The 16,095-nt window shown below is 45.1% G+C and carries 12 protein-coding genes; 7 read left to right on the forward strand and 5 right to left on the reverse strand.

Translation table 11 applies throughout. From position 1 onward, the window contains the following. Positions 1-17: 17 nt before the first annotated feature. The gene (cruG, locus tag JUI58_RS19275; RefSeq protein WP_204105433.1) at positions 18-1,205 is read left to right on the forward strand and encodes a 2'-O-glycosyltransferase CruG; all 1,188 of its coding nucleotides are present in this window, start codon (positions 18-20) and stop codon (positions 1,203-1,205) included. Positions 1,206-1,248: 43 nt separating this feature from the next. Here the strand turns inward: cruG and JUI58_RS19280 are convergent, their stop codons facing one another. Continuing rightward, positions 1,249-1,521: a hypothetical protein gene (locus JUI58_RS19280; RefSeq protein ID WP_204105434.1), complete on the reverse strand. Its 273-nt coding sequence runs from the start codon at positions 1,519-1,521 to the stop codon at positions 1,249-1,251. Positions 1,522-1,705: 184 nt separating this feature from the next. Then, positions 1,706-5,668 (reverse strand): tetratricopeptide repeat protein, encoded by a 3,963-nt coding sequence (locus tag JUI58_RS19285; RefSeq protein ID WP_204105435.1) that lies wholly within the window; start codon positions 5,666-5,668, stop codon positions 1,706-1,708. 240 nt (positions 5,669-5,908) lie between these two features. On the opposite strand from JUI58_RS19285, the gene JUI58_RS19290 reads away from it, so the two are divergent. The 3 genes from JUI58_RS19290 to JUI58_RS19300 all read left to right on the forward strand — a co-directional run bounded on the left by JUI58_RS19290 (position 5,909) and on the right by JUI58_RS19300 (position 10,542). Then, positions 5,909-6,190, forward strand: a complete 282-nt coding sequence (locus JUI58_RS19290; protein WP_204105436.1) for a hypothetical protein — start codon at positions 5,909-5,911, stop codon at positions 6,188-6,190. Positions 6,191-6,270: 80 nt separating this feature from the next. Next, entirely contained in the window at positions 6,271-9,414 is a 3,144-nt protein-coding gene (locus tag JUI58_RS19295; RefSeq protein WP_204105437.1) for an alpha-mannosidase, read from the forward strand. Between the two features lie 123 nt (positions 9,415-9,537). Further along, a complete protein-coding gene (locus JUI58_RS19300) occupies positions 9,538-10,542 on the forward strand; it encodes a trypsin-like peptidase domain-containing protein (RefSeq protein WP_204105438.1) in 1,005 nt (334 codons plus the stop codon). A gap of 61 nt (positions 10,543-10,603) precedes the next feature. On the opposite strand, the gene JUI58_RS19305 is transcribed toward JUI58_RS19300, so the two are convergent. After that, positions 10,604-12,541, reverse strand: coding sequence for a hypothetical protein (locus tag JUI58_RS19305; RefSeq protein ID WP_204105439.1), 1,938 nt, complete (start codon positions 12,539-12,541; stop codon positions 10,604-10,606). Between the two features lie 143 nt (positions 12,542-12,684). Here JUI58_RS19305 and JUI58_RS19310 point away from each other — a divergent pair, with 143 nt between their 5' ends. Genes JUI58_RS19310 through JUI58_RS19320 form a run of 3 tightly spaced genes read left to right on the forward strand, consistent with a single transcriptional unit; the run spans position 12,685 to position 15,255 of the window. Next, positions 12,685-13,929: an ATP-grasp domain-containing protein gene (locus JUI58_RS19310; protein WP_204105440.1), complete on the forward strand. Its 1,245-nt coding sequence runs from the start codon at positions 12,685-12,687 to the stop codon at positions 13,927-13,929. A 17-nt stretch (positions 13,930-13,946) separates the two neighbouring features. After that, positions 13,947-14,894, forward strand: coding sequence for a CoA-binding protein (locus JUI58_RS19315; protein ID WP_204105441.1), 948 nt, complete (start codon positions 13,947-13,949; stop codon positions 14,892-14,894). Further along, complete coding sequence (locus JUI58_RS19320; RefSeq protein ID WP_204105442.1) at positions 14,872-15,255, forward strand: hypothetical protein; 384 nt, start codon at positions 14,872-14,874, stop codon at positions 15,253-15,255. The genes JUI58_RS19315 and JUI58_RS19320 overlap by 23 nt, the downstream gene beginning before the upstream one ends. On the opposite strand, the gene JUI58_RS19325 is transcribed toward JUI58_RS19320, so the two are convergent. Together JUI58_RS19325 and hisIE are read right to left on the reverse strand one after the other, a co-directional pair. After that, positions 15,222-15,425, reverse strand: coding sequence for a hypothetical protein (locus JUI58_RS19325; protein WP_204105443.1), 204 nt, complete (start codon positions 15,423-15,425; stop codon positions 15,222-15,224). The genes JUI58_RS19320 and JUI58_RS19325 overlap by 34 nt on opposite strands. Further along, a complete protein-coding gene (gene hisIE, locus JUI58_RS19330) occupies positions 15,391-16,032 on the reverse strand; it encodes a bifunctional phosphoribosyl-AMP cyclohydrolase/phosphoribosyl-ATP diphosphatase HisIE (protein ID WP_204105444.1) in 642 nt (213 codons plus the stop codon). Before hisIE ends, JUI58_RS19325 begins: the two co-directional genes overlap by 35 nt. Positions 16,033-16,095: the final 63 nt, after the last annotated feature.

Here is a 16,095-nt window from a genome sequence, read left to right on the forward strand (position 1 = left end):
ATTTGAATACTTCCCCTATGTCTCTTTCTCTCATCAGCGCCCTTGCATTAGGTTTGATTTGTTGGACTCTCCCCGCAACGTTTATTCTTCTCTCTCGCTTATTGAAAGGGGCTTTTCGCCTTCCTCCCCTCACCCCTCGGGAGTCAACGATAGAGGGTAGCGGGACTGTTAGTATTGTTATTCCCACTCTCAATGAAGTTAAACGCCTTAGCCCTTGTTTGCAGGGATTGAGCCAACAAGGGGGAGAAGTGAGGGAAATTTTGGTGGTGGATAGCAATTCTCGAGACGGGACAAGAGAATTAGTAAAAAATATTCAGACTTCTGAAACATCTCCAAAACCTCTCCTTTTAACCGATCCGACCCTTCCTCCTGACTGGGTGGGTCGTCCTTGGGCGTTAGATTATGGATTTAGGCAAAGTTCCCCAGAAAGTGAGTGGGTTTTGGGACTTGATGCGGATACCCAACCTCAACCCGGTTTAGTGGCGAGTTTAGTCGAAATTGCTGGCAGGGAAAATTATGATTTAATTTCTCTCTCTCCTCAATTCATCTTGCATTATCCAGGAGAATGGTGGCTGCAACCGGCTTTGTTGACGACTTTACTATATCGCTTTAATCCTTCTGGCAGCGATGCTTCGACTCCGGAACGAGTTATGGCTAATGGACAGTGCTTTTTTTGCCGTCGTTCCGTTTTGGCCGCCGTTGGCGGTTATGAATGTGCAAAAGCGTCATTTTGTGATGATGTCACCCTTGCTCGTTTCATCGCTGCCCGAGGCTATAAAGTTGGCTTTTTAGATGGCAAGGGAGTGTTAAAGGTACGAATGTATGAGGGAGCAAAAGAAACCTGGCAAGAATGGGGGCGATCGCTCGATCTTAAGGACGCTTCTTCCCTTGGGCAAATTTGGGGAGATGTCTGGCTGCTGTCGGCGGTTCAAGGTTTCCCTTTGCCTGTATTACTGGGCTTGGGGTCTGCCTGGCTGTGGGGCGATCGCACCTTGGTTATTGCTCTGGCGATCGCCTTAAATCTGTTTCTTGTCCTCCTGCGATGGTTAATTTTAATGGCGATCGCCCCTTCTTACGCAGGGGTAAGCAAAACTTTGGCTTCTTGGCTGTTTTGGTTATCTCCTCTGGCGGATATCCTCGCAGTGTCTCGCATTTTTCTCTCTTCTCTACAAAAACCGAAACAGTGGCGAGGACGAGTTTATTGAACTTGAAGGAATAGTGCAATCACTAATCACTAATCACTAATCACTAATCAACTCGTTCCAATTGCCAGAGAATTTGATTGCCTTCTCGACGCACACGGGAAATGACCCAGTTTCGCCAAGACCAATTATCACCGCGACTGGTTACGGCACTGGCGTTAACATCCATTAAATCTGCAAGTTCGGAACTGCTAATTAAATAGCCCTTACTGGCGATTTCTTCAGCAATGCGAAGGGTTTCTATCAAGTTCTGAAGTTGAGTTACCCGAACTTCGCGGGGAAGGATATCTTCAGCAACACCGGAATTTACTTCACTCATGGTTTGAAGGTCGAGAAAAACTACATCATCTATTGTTGTAACCTATCATTACAGATTGCCTCAAATCTGATAATCCTGCTACCGGTTGATATTCTCATTGTCTATAGGGTTTGGTGACCAAACCCCTACTAAAAATACCAAACTCCTACCTAAAAATAGCGAGAGATGATTCTTTGATAATCAATTATTGAAAAGGTTTGCCCAGTATTTTAAACCCTCCCCAATAATACGGATGAGCATAAGGTGGGGTTGTTAACTGCATTTTCGTGGGGTCACTTTGAATGCGAGTCACGGCTTCTTCTAATACTAAACGATTAGGGTTGCCTGTATTGCCCAATTCTGCCAAGCGATCGCCATACCAAGAGACTAATTCCCCATAGGTTACGGTTCGCAGCCAGAGTTGTGCTTGTTTGAGGGCGATGGGGGGAGTTGAACCACGAGACAAGCAGCGATAAAATTCGCTGCTGAAAAGAATACGAGCGATGGAGTCTACATACCAGAGAGGGTAGAAAACATAAGTAACTCCCGCTCCTAACAGTGCTGCTCCCCATCCCGTATAACGCTCGATCGCGGCAGAGTCAACCGGCTGACCGCAAAGGGTTTCTACTCCTGAAAACCCAAATAACTCAATGCTGCTCAGGGATAGCCCTTGTAATTCTGCCAATGTTAACGATGATTCTCCAGGAAACAAAATCGCTGACTTTTGTGGAGACTTACAATTGTAAGTAACATTTGTTGATAGGTGACAAAAGCGATATCCTTTTGCGAGAGATTCAAGGGTTTTCGCTTTTACTGTTTTGGGATTTGTTAAATGCTGGGAGTTAGAGAACCCCTGGCAAATGACCGCCGATTCTAGAGTGGCATAAGGTAAAGCGGAGAAAACCTCATTTTTCTTATTCTCCTGGCTTTCAATGCCCGCGCTGAGAATGGCATCAATTTTCGGCTTGGCTGTATTTCCCGTCTCTCTGGAGGAGGAAGCAGTTTCCATCTCGCCATTTGGTTTGAGCCAAGGATCGGGTAATGTTGCGTTAGTTGCGTTATTGGGGACAGAGGCAGAGAAGTTGGTAAATTGGAGACTGGGTAAATAAGTGACGTTAAAGCGATCGGGTAAGAGGGCATGAAGTGGCAGAAAATGCAATTCGCGATCGGGAATCAACAGGAGGGTATTAATATCCTCGTTTTCAAACTCTTGCAGCAAACCAGGAATTCGCAAAATTTGGGCTAATTCTTCGAGCATTGCGGCTAAATGCTCCGATAGAAGTGCTGGGGACTGCGATCGCCTTTGCCAAGTTTGCCACCAAGTTTCAAATTGGGACAGACGCTGGCGAGCTTCGCGATATTCGTCTGCGGCTTCGGGTTTTGGGGTTGCTTCTCCCTTATCTGGTTCTGTTGCTTCTAATTCTGCTTGTTCGCCATAAGTGGAAAGGGAAGTATTGCTCTCTCCTTCCAATCCCAAAAGTTCTAGGAGAATAGAGAGAGAGTCTTCGCTACTTTGTTTAGCGAGTTCTACCCGAGAGCGCAGGGAGGGACTCAATACGACATTTAAAACGACATTGGGGGTATGTCCTAAAACAATCGGTTCTGGGGTATTGGGTTTGAGAATAAAGGTGGTTAAGCCGTTATCACCCAAGTGCCAAACAATGGCCGCCATGCGATCGCCTAATAATTGTTGTATTTCTGTCCATTTAAGGCCACTTTCTTGGAGTAAGGGCAGATTGAGGAAGGCAGAGAAGAGGGTATTTTTGCCCCGCTCGGCGCGAGGGAGTGCTTGGAGCAGTTCTCCTTCTTGTACGGCAAGGTCTACACTTAAGCGATGAAAATTTGCGGCAGCGAGAAGCAAGGCGCGTTGTTTTTCCCCAGAACAGTCGGGAGCATTGAGGGCGTTTTGCAGGTGTTTGCTACCGGTGTTATAGAGAGATTTTACGAGTTTGTTTTCTTCTAGCCCTAAGTGGGTTTGCATTTGTTGTTGCAAGACCTGGGCGTGCAGGAGGGGAAAGGCTTCAGGAGTCAAGGTTTGCAAGGCTTCTTCATAACAACTCAAGGCTTTGCGCCAAAACATTCCCGGTTCGTTGGTGTTTAGGCCGCGGTGATAATAGGCTTGACCGAGATGTTGCTGCAATCTTCCCCAAGCCTCGGGATAGCGATCGCGGGGCAGACATTCCAAACCTCGTTCTAAGCTGGCGATAACCCCCTCAGCGCCGCGTTTGTTGAGGTTGGGACAGGCGCGGGCGATGGGGCTTAAAGCCGTCAAGAGTAAATCTGGTTCCCCCGATCGCTTAACGGCTTTAGAGCGATCTTTCCAAGTCTTCCAGCTATCGGCTTGTAATTGTAGGGCGCGATCGTAACTGCCGATCGCCTCTTCTGGTCGTTCTAGTTCCACCAGGGTTGCCCCGCGAGCGCTCCAGAGGGTGGCGGAGTCCGGTGCGATTCTCAGGGCGCGATCGTAGTTTTCGAGGGCTTCTGCAAAGCGATAGGCACCTCTGAGACAATCGCCGCGACCGTGCCAGGCTTCGGGGTTGGAACTGAGGGCGATGGCGCGATCGTAGTCGGCGATCGCCGCTTCCGTGCGTCCCAATTCTGCCAAAAGTCGTCCGCGAGATTCCCAAATTTTCTCGAAGTCGGGTTTAATTTCCCCAGCGCGATCGAAGTCGGCGAGACTGGCGAGATAGTCTCCCAAGGCCAAGCGGGAATTGCCTCTGAGCCAGAATAAGCCGTAATCGTTGGGCTTGATGTTTAGGGCGCTTTCATAGCAGGCGATCGCTTCCTCGTAGCGTCCCAGGTGAAAAAGACTGACTCCTCGGTTATACCAACTGTCGTAGTCGTCGGGTTTAAGGTGTAATGCACCCTCATAGCTGGCGATCGCTTCCTGGTAACGTTGAATATTTTTTAAGCTATTCCCGCGACTGTACCAGGCTTTGTAGAAATCTTGTTTCAATTCAATGGCGCGATCGTAACAGGCGATCGCGGCTTCGCTTTTTTCCAGGGCATCCAAACTATTGCCGCGACTGTACCAGGCCTTATAAAAGTCTGGTTTCATCTCAATGACGCGATCGTAAGCATTTACGGCTTCTTCGCTGCGGCCTAATTCGTCGAGAGCCAAGCCTCGGTTGTACCAGGCTTTGTGAAAATCCGTTTTTAGGGCGATGGCGCGATCGTAGGAGGAGATCGCTTCTTCGTAGCGACCGAGATTTTTTAATCCCAAACCGCGATTTCCCCAAGCCTGATGATAATCCGGTTTAAATTCAATGGCTTTATCCCAAGCGGCGATCGCTTTTTCAAAATCCCCAGTTTCGTAGAATTTTACCCCTTGGTTGAAGGCGATTTCCGCTTCATCTCCCTCCGAGTCTGGTGGGGAGGAGACAGGAGGTGGGGCGCTCTGACGCTGGTTGATTTGTCTCACCAACTCCTGCACGATTTCTTGGGGATCTTCGCTATCGAGTCCCAAGCGTTGAGCCACTTGCTGTACCAAGTTTCCATCTTCTTGTAGCTTGACTAACAGTTCGTCCAGGGTAATGGTTTTGGCACCATTTTCTGGGGTGGTTCCCCATCTGAAATCGGAGGAGACAGGGGGAGGAGAAGAAGGAGAGGGAAAAGATAGTCCTTCTGTTAGGATTTCTTGACTTTCTTCTGGAGAGGAAGAGGGAATCGATCGCTCTGCTGGAGAGGTTGAATCTATTGCTACTGCGGGAGTCGCTACCGTGGGAGGAGAAGTTGCCTCATAAGACCAAGTATCGCTATCTCCTCCTTTCTCTCGAGCCATAAGCAAGCGCCCGATCCCACTTGCGGTATCGCCAAGTTTTTGTAGGGAAGGTAGCGATCGCGTAATTTCTCCCAAAGCTACCATGCGTTCGGCCAGAGCAGGCTCTGGGGCAGGGGAGGCGAGAATTTTTGCCCCGTAGCGCTGTAGCCATTCAACCCATTTTTCTTTAGTGCCTCTGTTCTCTAAGGCTGCAATAAAACGTTCTACTCTCGATGCTTGCCAACCGTGAGCGATCCCCTCGAGTAACTGGGTAAATAAAAATTCATAATCTTTGTCGGTCAAGGGTTGACCGAAATCCGCATCTCTGTTTCCATCTGGGCTAGAATCCTCAGTTGGGGAGGTTTGCGGACTGAGTTGTTGAGAGAGATTTTTGAGCCACTGCAACATTTTGCTTACTGAACCTCTGGGAATTTAGCGCGGGGTTGGGCAACGAGCGATCGCAGTCTTCAAAACAAACACTAAAATTTGCAAAGTTGCGATCGCCTAAGATTATAGATCAGATTATCCGCGCAAAACCTATCTACTTTTTTAGCGATGGAATGTCAAGCCGCGATTTTTCCCTGCTTAACTCTAATTTGCATTCTTCTCTATTTTGGCGATCGTTGTTTATTGTTTAAGGATAATTGATTGGTGGAAATACATTATCTGATTCGTTCTCATAGCGATGGTCAATATCTTGTGGCTCGTCCTCGAGTCAATGATGAAAAGGCGGCATTTTTGTTGCTATTTCGCGAACATTTTGAAGCCTTAAGTTATTTGAATACCCACGCAGCCGATATTCGCGATCGCTTTGGTGTCGAATCTGCCTCTCAAACTCAATTAAAAAGTATTATCGATCGTTGGGGATTTACCGGAGTTGGTTTAGTCGAAGATCCTCTCATTCCCCGCATTCAATTTTTATCTACATAATCTCTATATATATGAGAGAATGACGAGCTAGTTTTTATTAATTTACTGCAAATATCTGTCCTACCGTCAATGCAAAAGTTATGATTTTAGAGTTTGAAAAAATAATTGAGAAATTGCACGCTCTGACACAAGTAGACGTGCAGAGTCATTGGTCAGTTTTTGCCGAAGATTTTGAGATTAATATTGATGATTCGGGAAATAGATATTGTTGCGATCGCGCTACTTCCGGTCAAATATTTTCCCCCAATGAAAAGGGTTATTTGGTTTGGGAAGCGGGCAGAAAAGTACGCTGGTTAGTACAAAAAATCACTGTTCCTAATCATTTGAATGGCTATACTTTACAAAATTTAGCCCTGCGACTTTGTTTAACTTGGTGGAGTGAAGATGCACAAATTTTTGTGAATCAAAAATTTGTTCAAGCTGGGGATCTCTTTGATTCTTCTGCACGTATTCTCTTAACTGATGCAGTGATTCCAGGGGAAACTTTTAAGATTGCAATTCGTTTAATCAGTCCAGATCATGATATTGGTGCGTTAATGCGATCGCATTGTCTTTATGAATCTGCTTACGAGGCGATCGATCCTGGTTTTGTTGCCAACGAATTAGCAGTATTACATCAATATCTTACTAATTTTGAGCCAGATAAACTAGAGATTTTACTTGCAGAAATGGAGAAGATTGATTGGGGATATATTGGCGATCGCGATCGCTTCCATAATTCTCTCCAATCTCTCCGCCAAAAATTGCAACCTTTAGCAGCATCTCTCAAACAACGCTGTATTAAAATGATGGGTCACGCTCATCTCGATATGGCTTGGTTATGGGAACAAAAGGAAACCTATCAGGTTGCAAAAAGAACTTTTACATCAGTTTTAAACCTACAAAAAGATTTTCCTGATTTAACATTTTGTCATACAAGCCCCGCTCTTTATGAATGGATAGAAAAACATCATCCGAAGCTATTTTCAGCTATTTTAGCGGCAATTAAAGCCGGATCGTGGGAACTTTTAGGGGGGATGTGGGTCGAACCAGAAGTGAATTTACCCTCTGGAGAATCTTTAGTTAGACAATTACTTTATGGACAGCGTTACACTCGTGAAAAATTTGGCGAGATAAGCAAAGTTGCTTGGTTAACCGACAGTTTTGGCTTTTGTTGGCAACTTCCCCAAATTTTAAAACAAGCAGGAATAGAGTATTTTGTTACCCAAAAACTGCGCTGGAATGACAGTACAGAATTTCCGCATGAGTTATTTTGGTGGCAATCTCCTGACGGCACAAAACTATTAACTTTAATGTCTCCTCCCAATATTACAGGAGTCATGGATACGAATCCCATTACTATTACTAATTTCGCGGTTGATTGGGAGAAAAAAACAGGAATTAAAGATGTTTTTTGGTTGCCAGGAGTCGGAGATCATGGTGGTGGTCCAACTCGCGATATGTTAGAAGTCAAGCAACGCTGGGATTCTTCTCCTTTCTTCCCTAAAATTGAGTTTACTACTGCAAAGCAATATCTGGATTCTTTGCACGATTCTCCTACAATATTACCAACATGGAATGATGAATTATATTTAGAATTGCATCGCGGTATTTATACGACTCATGCCGATCAAAAATACTTTAATCGTCGTTGTGAAGGATTATTATATGAAGCAGAATTGTTTGCAACTCTCGCAAAAATAATCAATAATTCTGACTATCCTCAAACAGCGATAGAAAACGCATGGAAGCAAGTGCTATTCAATCAATTTCATGATATTTTACCAGGTACTTCGATCCCAGAAGTCTTTGTGACAGCTAACCAAGAATGGAAAGAGGCGATCGCCACAGGAGAGAAAGTTTTATCAGATGCTTTAGAGGCGATCGCCGAATCTATTTCCTACCCAGATCCTCCTTTTCCCAATGGGAAACCGATTCTTGTTTTTAATTCCCTCAATTGGAGGCGATCGCAAGTCATTTCCTTGCAAATTACTTCAGAAAATTGGCAGGTTTGCGATCGACAAGGAAACTTGCTCAAATCTCAATTAATACCCTGTAGAGATGTTCAATTGAATACCCCTACAGACGGGATGAAAACCTTGCTATTCTTAGCGGAAAATATACCCTCAATTGGTTATCGCTTATTTTGGCTGATACCCTTCATTCGTCACCCATCATCGGTTAGAAAACAGAAAACAGAAAACAAGGAAGAATATGTTTTAGAAAATAACATTTTGCGGGTAGAAGTCGATCCAAAAACAGGAGAATTAGACCGTGTTTTTGATAAAGGCAACCAGCGAGAAGTTTTACAAGGAAAAGGCAATCAACTACAGGCATTTAAAGAAGAAAGGCAATATTGGGATGCGTGGAATATTGACCCTAATTATCAACAAAATCAGTTACCTTCTCCGCAACTTGAATCTATTGAATGGCTAGACTGTGGAGAAGTGCGATCGCGTCTCCGAGTTGTCCGTAAAATCAATCACTCTAGATTCTCTCAAGATTATATTCTCGATCTTAATTCTCCCTATTTAAAAATAGAAACTCATGTAGACTGGCAAGAAACTCATGTTCTTATTAAAGCTGCATTTCCCCTTAACCTAGAAGCAGATTTTGCTACTTATGAAATTCCCTGTGGTGTAATTTCTCGGACAACTAAACCCAAAACTGACGCAGAAAAAGCCCAATGGGAAGTGCCTGCCTTAAAATGGGCAGATTTGGGAGATAATGATTATGGGGTTAGCTTATTAAATGATTGTAAATATGGTTATGATAGTAGCCCTAATTGCTTGCGTTTAACCCTTTTAAAAAGCCCCGTTTGGCCGGATCCACAAGCCGATCGCGGTCAACATCATTTTACTTATTGTTTGTATCCTCATCGCGATTCTTGGCAGGTTGCAGCAACAGTCCGTAAGGGATATGAATTGAATTTACCTTTGATTGTGCGAGAATGGGAGAATAAAGAAAAACCCAACCAGAATCCCAAACTTTTCTCAGAAGGAAGTTTATTAAATTTATCCGCAAAAAATCTCATTCTTATGGCACTTAAACCCAGTGAGGATGATCTCGAAACTTATATTCTGCGCTGTTATGAATGTCAGGGAAAAGACGCACAAATCGAAATGAAAGGAGAATTAAACTGGGCGATCGCCTCTTCTACCAACCTCCTTGAAATTCCTCAAAGCGATCGGGATATAACATCTATTTCTCCCTGGCAGATCAAAACCGTAACAATACGAATTTAACGCTATTAACTTGCTGCAAATAGTGTGCATTTCAGTTTTGTAAAAATTTCATCTGCTCTTCTAACTAGCAACTTGAGTTAAAAAAGTAATAATATAAGAGAATCTCTCCTCAATCCCCCAGCCATGAAAGTTATCTCTTCGATCGCCCTCATCCTCGCCAGTTTACTCGCAACCGCCCCTGTTGTAATCGGTGCGCCCCTAGCTTTTGTTCCCGAAAAGTTTAACGATAACGAACAAGTCCGCATTGATGTTTACCAAAAAGCCAGCCCTGCGGTTGTTACCATCACCGTAGGACGCACTGCGGGATCTGGAAGTATCATCGACGCAAACGGGTTAGTTCTCACTAATGCTCATGTAGTTGAAAATGCCCCGCAAGGTCGCGTTGTTGTGATTAATAGCGAGGGAAAGGAATATGCCGGACAAGCGATCGCCCTCGATCGCCCTAAAGACCTTGCTTTAGTGAAAATTCTCAGTAGCGATCGCTTTCCTACTCTACAATTGGCTGATTCTAATAGCATTCGCGTCGGCCAAGAAGTCTACGCGATCGGTTCTCCTTTTGGCTTATCGGGAACCTTTACCACAGGCATTCTCAGCCGTATTGCTGCTGATGGGGATCTGCAAACCGATGCAGCCATCAATCAAGGGAATTCTGGCGGTCCCCTCTTGAACTCCCGAGGCGAACTAATTGGGGTCAATAAAGCCATTCTCAGCCCCGATCGCCGGGGAGGTAACGTGGGGATCGGATTTGCCACCAACGCCGTCGCAGTGAGAGAATTTATCAGCAGGAGTCGCGATCGCATTGCCTCCGCTTCAGATATTGCCCGACGGGATCCCCCTGCTACTGTTACAGGGCAACCTCAACAACAGCGATCGCCAAATAATGCACCAAATAATAATAATATTCGTTTGGGAGTTTCCCTCACCCCCAACTTATTAATTGTAGGCATTGAACGCAATTCTCCAGCAGCGCGATCGGGCTTAAAACCAGGCGATCGCATTGTCGCGATCGGTCGTCATCGCATCAGAAATATTCAACAATTTGTTTCTTTTCTTCGCACTCGTCCCGATTCCGCTTCTTTGATGATTTTACGCGATCGGCGCTTAGGACTCGTTGAAATTGATTTCTAATCTGTAAAGTCGGTTTTTGGTTTTTCCTCTAACAATCGTAATGCTTCATTTGACAATTGATTTATCGGGGTTTGTGGGTTTTTACCCTAACATTATCAGTGGTGTAGATTTCTAGGGGAATGCCAGCATTATCACTAACTTTTTCTAAGGCTTGTTCGAGAGAGAAAATATGATCCATAATATCAGCTTGAGCGTCAATATCATTGTCCTCTCGAGCCGCGATCGCAGTTTTGCGAACCCTTTCAATATAGCTGGGAGTTAAACGCACAGAAATAACCGAATTATTAATTGAGTAAACACAAAAGATAAGTTCTCCATTGCAAATTGCATCTAGATCGAGGCGAGCTTGCCGCACTTGAATATTTTCCTTTAAACTACCTTCTGCTCTTGTTAAAGAACTATTGTAATCTTTATTCAGAGATTGAGCTTTACCGTAACTAAAAGTATCACTAGGAACTTGCTTGATATAATTCACCGCACTTTGCCAATGACTAACCGCATCCGTCCAACGATTGCGCCGTTGAGCCGATCGCGCCTTTTCTGCAAACTGCACTGCCTGATTATAGGCCTCAGTGGCAAAAAGTTCGTGATTTTTGCGGTCTTCTGACTCCTTTGCTTTCGGTAAAATTGCCGCTAATTCTGTTTGGGCGCTGTTATAAGAGAGACTATCCTCAGAAACAGATTCAAGACGGGCGATCGCCGTTTTCCATGTAGAATCAGCTAAACGTAAATCCTCCAAAGATTGAGCAATTCCCTGACGCACCTCGGCAATTTTAACCGCTTCCTTAGCAGCTTCAAGACTTTCCAAGGCTTTTTGTTCCGTTTCCCAACGTTGGCTGACAATATCGAGATTAGCGCGATATTCACCGATTTTTTTGCGGGCAAAGCGGTAAAACTCGCTATTGGGAGAAATTTTTTCCAGTCCCGCGATCGCCTCCTCCCAAGTCCGTTTAGCCGCCGCCCATTGAGAAGCCGGTAAAGGAGGATTTTGACTGAGTTCTGCGGCGCGAGAGGCAATTTGTAGGGCAGAAATGAGGTCTTTTAAGCCATCTTTTGTGCCTTGATAAGCCACTAATAAATTTGCCGCTTCCCCATGTTTTCCCGACCAACTGGGAATAGATTCTAAAAGCGCGATCGATTGCTGCATTTGCTGCTGTGCCTGTAAAATAGCGCGACCGGAGGGGGGGTCTTGGAGTGTTTCCAGGGCATTATTAGCTAATTCCTCAGCCACCTCCATTGTTTCGCAACCTCCCAATACACAGGGGCGAGTCAGGCCATATAACGTACCGAAAAAAACCGCGATCGCCAAAACAACCCCCGTCCCAATAACCCCCACCCAAATTTTCTCGAGGTGAGGAGAAGGTTCGGCGGTTTTAGTATAACTTTGCTGCATCCAATCATTGGGATCTTCCTCTTCATCCACCGGAGAGAAATCAAAATCGAGATCGGGGTGAGTCATTTCCTCATCGGGATAATCAACAAACTCCTCTTCCCTCTTCCCTGTTGCCTCTTCCTCCACTATTGCCTGTTTCCTGTTACCTCTTGCCCCTTCCCCCACTATTGCCTGTTTCCTGTTACCTCTTGCCCCTTCCCCCACTATTGCCTCCTCCCTCACTGGGGGAAAAACGCGCTCACTTTCAGCAATACCTTCCGGGGTACTGGCTTTAACTTGGGTCGCGATGTCATTTTTAGGGGCTTCCTCAGTACAGGGAGTAAACGCATAAGGGCGATCGCCACCCTGAACTTTCAGGCACATCAAACCGCGATAGCGCCATTGTAGATTTTGCTCCCGAAACACCGCTTCCATGAGGCGAAAAGCCCGTTTGGGGTGAGTTAAAGCAGGGAGAGGATGCTGGATAGCCATTAACAGGGCATCTTTTTTGAGAAAACAACTGACTTGCAAAGGCGAAATCTCCACCAGTTTTTCTTGTAAACGTTGCTGGAGAAGGGTTTCGAGTTGGTTTAGATCGAGAGGACGCACTGAGGTTTTAACCACCATAGCCACGGGGGGGATGAAATTCTCTAGAAAAAGCTAGTAATGTTAGTTTATGCGATTCGAGACAGACATCTCGCAATTTTGAGGTTTCCTCAGAATGGGTGTTCCGTCAAAACCTAATCGGGTGTTGCCTTTTAAATTGTTCAATGGATTTACTCGAGTATCAAGCTAAAGCCTTATTTCGTGAAGTCGGCATTCCCGTCCTTCCTTCTCAATTGATTGATGACCCCAGAGAAATCAAGCAATTACAAGTGCCTTATCCCGTCGTTTTGAAGTCCCAAGTACGGACAGGGGGACGAGGAAAAGCAGGAGGAATTCGCTTTGTGGAGAATACCATCGATGCGATCGCCGCAGCCCAAGCAATTTTAAATCTCCCCATTGTCGGAGAATATCCCCAATTACTTTTAGCGGAAGCACGCTACCAAGCGCAAACGGAATTATTTTTAGCCATCACCTTTGACTATCGCTTGCAACGTTTGGTTTTACTGGGATCGAAGCGAGGAGGAATGGATGTCGAGGCTTTATTATCTGGGATGCAAAAAGTAGTTGTAGAAGATGATTTTTCCTCGTTTTATGCGAGGCGGTTGGCGGTGAAAATCGGCTTGCAAGGGAAACTCGTTTCTCCGGTGAGTGATATTGTTGAGAAGATGTATGGGTTGGCAATTCTCAAAGATTTGGACAGTATTGAAATTAATCCTTTGGCGATCGCGGAAAATGGTGAAATTATGGCTTTAGATGGCAAAGTGACGGTGAACGATCGCGCCGCTATTTATCATCCCGATCTCTTCGATTTGGCACAATTGCGGGAAAATGGCAATAATCGCTCTACGATCGCGACGCGGCGACCCTTAACATGGCAGAATCCTCAAGGAAACATCGGTATTCTTTGCGATGGGGAAGGGGTAGCGGCGACGATTTGGGATTTACTCTACCAGCAGAAGCAAAAACCGAGAAATTGTCAAATAATTGGGGCAAAAACCTACGGAAAATTCTTTTCTGACTATCACCTCAAAGATGAACTCGAACGGGGTTTAGAGGCGTTGTTAGCAGCGCCAGAGACGGAATTTATTTTCCTGGATATCCTTTGGGAAGAGAATAGAATGAAGATTATCGAAGCGGCGATCGCTTCGGTCTTGGACTTTTCCCCTCGTCCGATCTCGAAACCAGGGGGAGACGATCGCAACGAACGCCCAACGGCGGCACAGTCTCGTCAACAGAGACGTTCTCCTCGTCCTCAACAAAGTTTAAAATCTTACAAAACACCCCCTAAAATTGTTGTTTATCTGCGCGGTGGTGACAGTGAGGTGATGAATTCTCAGCCCAAACAACTCCCGATCCAGTGGACTAATAATGCCGAAGCAGCAATTTTATTAATTAACAATGAAAAATGAACAATGAACAATTATCGATGAACAATTGGCAATCGCGAAAGATTTTAGTCCAAGGAATTACTGAACCTTTGGCCATTCATGCTGTTGCCAAAATGAAAGATTATGGAACAAATATTGTGGCCGGAGTGGGCATTGGACGAGGAGGAGAGGAGATTGCAGGGGTACCCGTTTTCGATTTGGTGGAGGAGGCGATCGCGAAAGTTGAGACGGTTTATATGTCAATTATTTTTGTTCCTCCCAATCAAATTCTCGATGCTGTTTTAGAGGCGATGGCGGCTAATATTCCCCGCCTTATTTTAGTCACTAATCATATTCCTCCTTTAGATATGATGCGCTTATTTCGTAAGGCGAAAGCGAACAAAACTGTAGTTTTAGGTGGAGGAAGTGCTGGGATAATTGTCCCGGAAAGGGTTTTGCTGGGCATCTGTGAAGCGCGTTGTTATACTCCTGGTAATGTTGCTCTGATCGGTCGCAGTACTGGTTTACTGGATGAAGTGGCTTGGGAATTGACTCGGGGGGGGATCGGTCAGTCTATCGCTATCGATCTGGGGAATGGTGAGGCGATCGGATCGGGGTTTTCTGACTGGTTAACTCTGTTAGCAAAAGATCGCAAAACCAAGGCGATCGCCTTACTTGAATCGGCGATGATGGGGAATGAGGAAGCCGCAGATTTAATTCCTCCTCATTTTAAGAAACCAATTTTCGTTTATGTTTCTGGGCGTTTTGTGCCAATCATGCCTTTCTCTCAAGATACGACAAAGCTAATTCTCTCACGATGTTCGACATCTTTTGCTCACGGAAGTACGGCAGAAGCAAAATTAGCTGCTTGCGATCGCGCCGGAATTCCTGTTGCAAATTCCCCTTCCCAGCTTGCGAAATTGCTACAAGAAGCCTTGAAGTCAGAAGTCAAAATAAAACAAAAACCCATTTTGACTTCTAATCATGAAAGCACAAAACTCTCTTAGTTTTGGTTGGTTATTGGCGGCCTCGATTTATGGTGCAACTTTAGTTAGTATTGGTTTTCTCGCTTATACCAATACCTTACCGGGATATTTGGGTCATATTCCTTATCACGATCTTCTCGGTCATTTTATTCTTTACGGAACCGCCAGTTATTTAGGCGATCGCGTTCTCTTGGGTAGAAAATTAACAATAATAGGTTATCGTATCCCCTTATTTGCGCTTATTTTTGGCATCCTTACTGTTGTTGAAGAGTATCTCCAGTCCTTTTCTCCCTATCGTACCTTTAGTTTGCTGGATATGACCGCTAGTGTCTTAGGAATACTGGTGGGTTATTGGTTCTCAAAACGCGAGTTACATCGATAATCAATTGGTCTGGTTTCATCAGGGCGACGCTTTTGCAACCAAGGTTTTTGCCAATCTTCCCCCGATATAACCCCAGAATCTATGCCGCGATCGCCTAGAATCAAACGATATTTAACATAGCGAATTTTCCCATCTTTATTTTTTTCTTTGATCCAATTTGCGATAAACATCCCGAATATCGACTTGATGGTGAGCCAAGGCAACAAGGGTATGATAAAACAAGTCTGCGACTTCTGAGGCGATCGCATCGGCATCGTCATCTTTACAAGCCATGACTACTTCTGCACCTTCTTCACCGATTTTTTTCAGGATTTTATTATCTCCCCCAGCTAAGAGTTTGCAAGTATAAGAATTTTCATTGGGGTTATCCCGGCGATCGCAAATCGTGTCGTACAATCCCGAGAGAGTATCTGCGGGGGGTGCTTTTTTTTTGCCTTCAACTTGATGGAAACAGCTTCTTTCCCCGGTATGACAGGCAATATCGCCGACTTGTTCGATCGTAACCAAGAGGGCATCGCTATCGCAATCGTAACGCAGAGAGCGAACTTTTTGGATCTGCCCCGAAGTTGCCCCTTTATGCCACAATTCTTGGCGCGATCGACTCCAGTACCAAACCTCTCCCGTTGCGAGGGTTTTCTGCAAGGATTCCCGGTTCATCCATGCCATCATTAGGACGGTACCATCGAGATAATCTTGGGCGATCGCTGGGACAAGGCCGCGATCGTTAAACTTAATGGTTTCGATGGGAATGGCTTGGCTGAAAGAAGAAGCGCTCATTATTTGCTTAAAGTGGGTACGGGAAAGTTTTAATTTAGCGTAAATGGGGCATCGCGTCACCTT

Origin of the sequence: Spirulina sp. CCY15215, assembly GCF_016888125.1 — a bacterium.
Classification (GTDB): domain Bacteria; phylum Cyanobacteriota; class Cyanobacteriia; order Cyanobacteriales; family Spirulinaceae; genus CCY15215.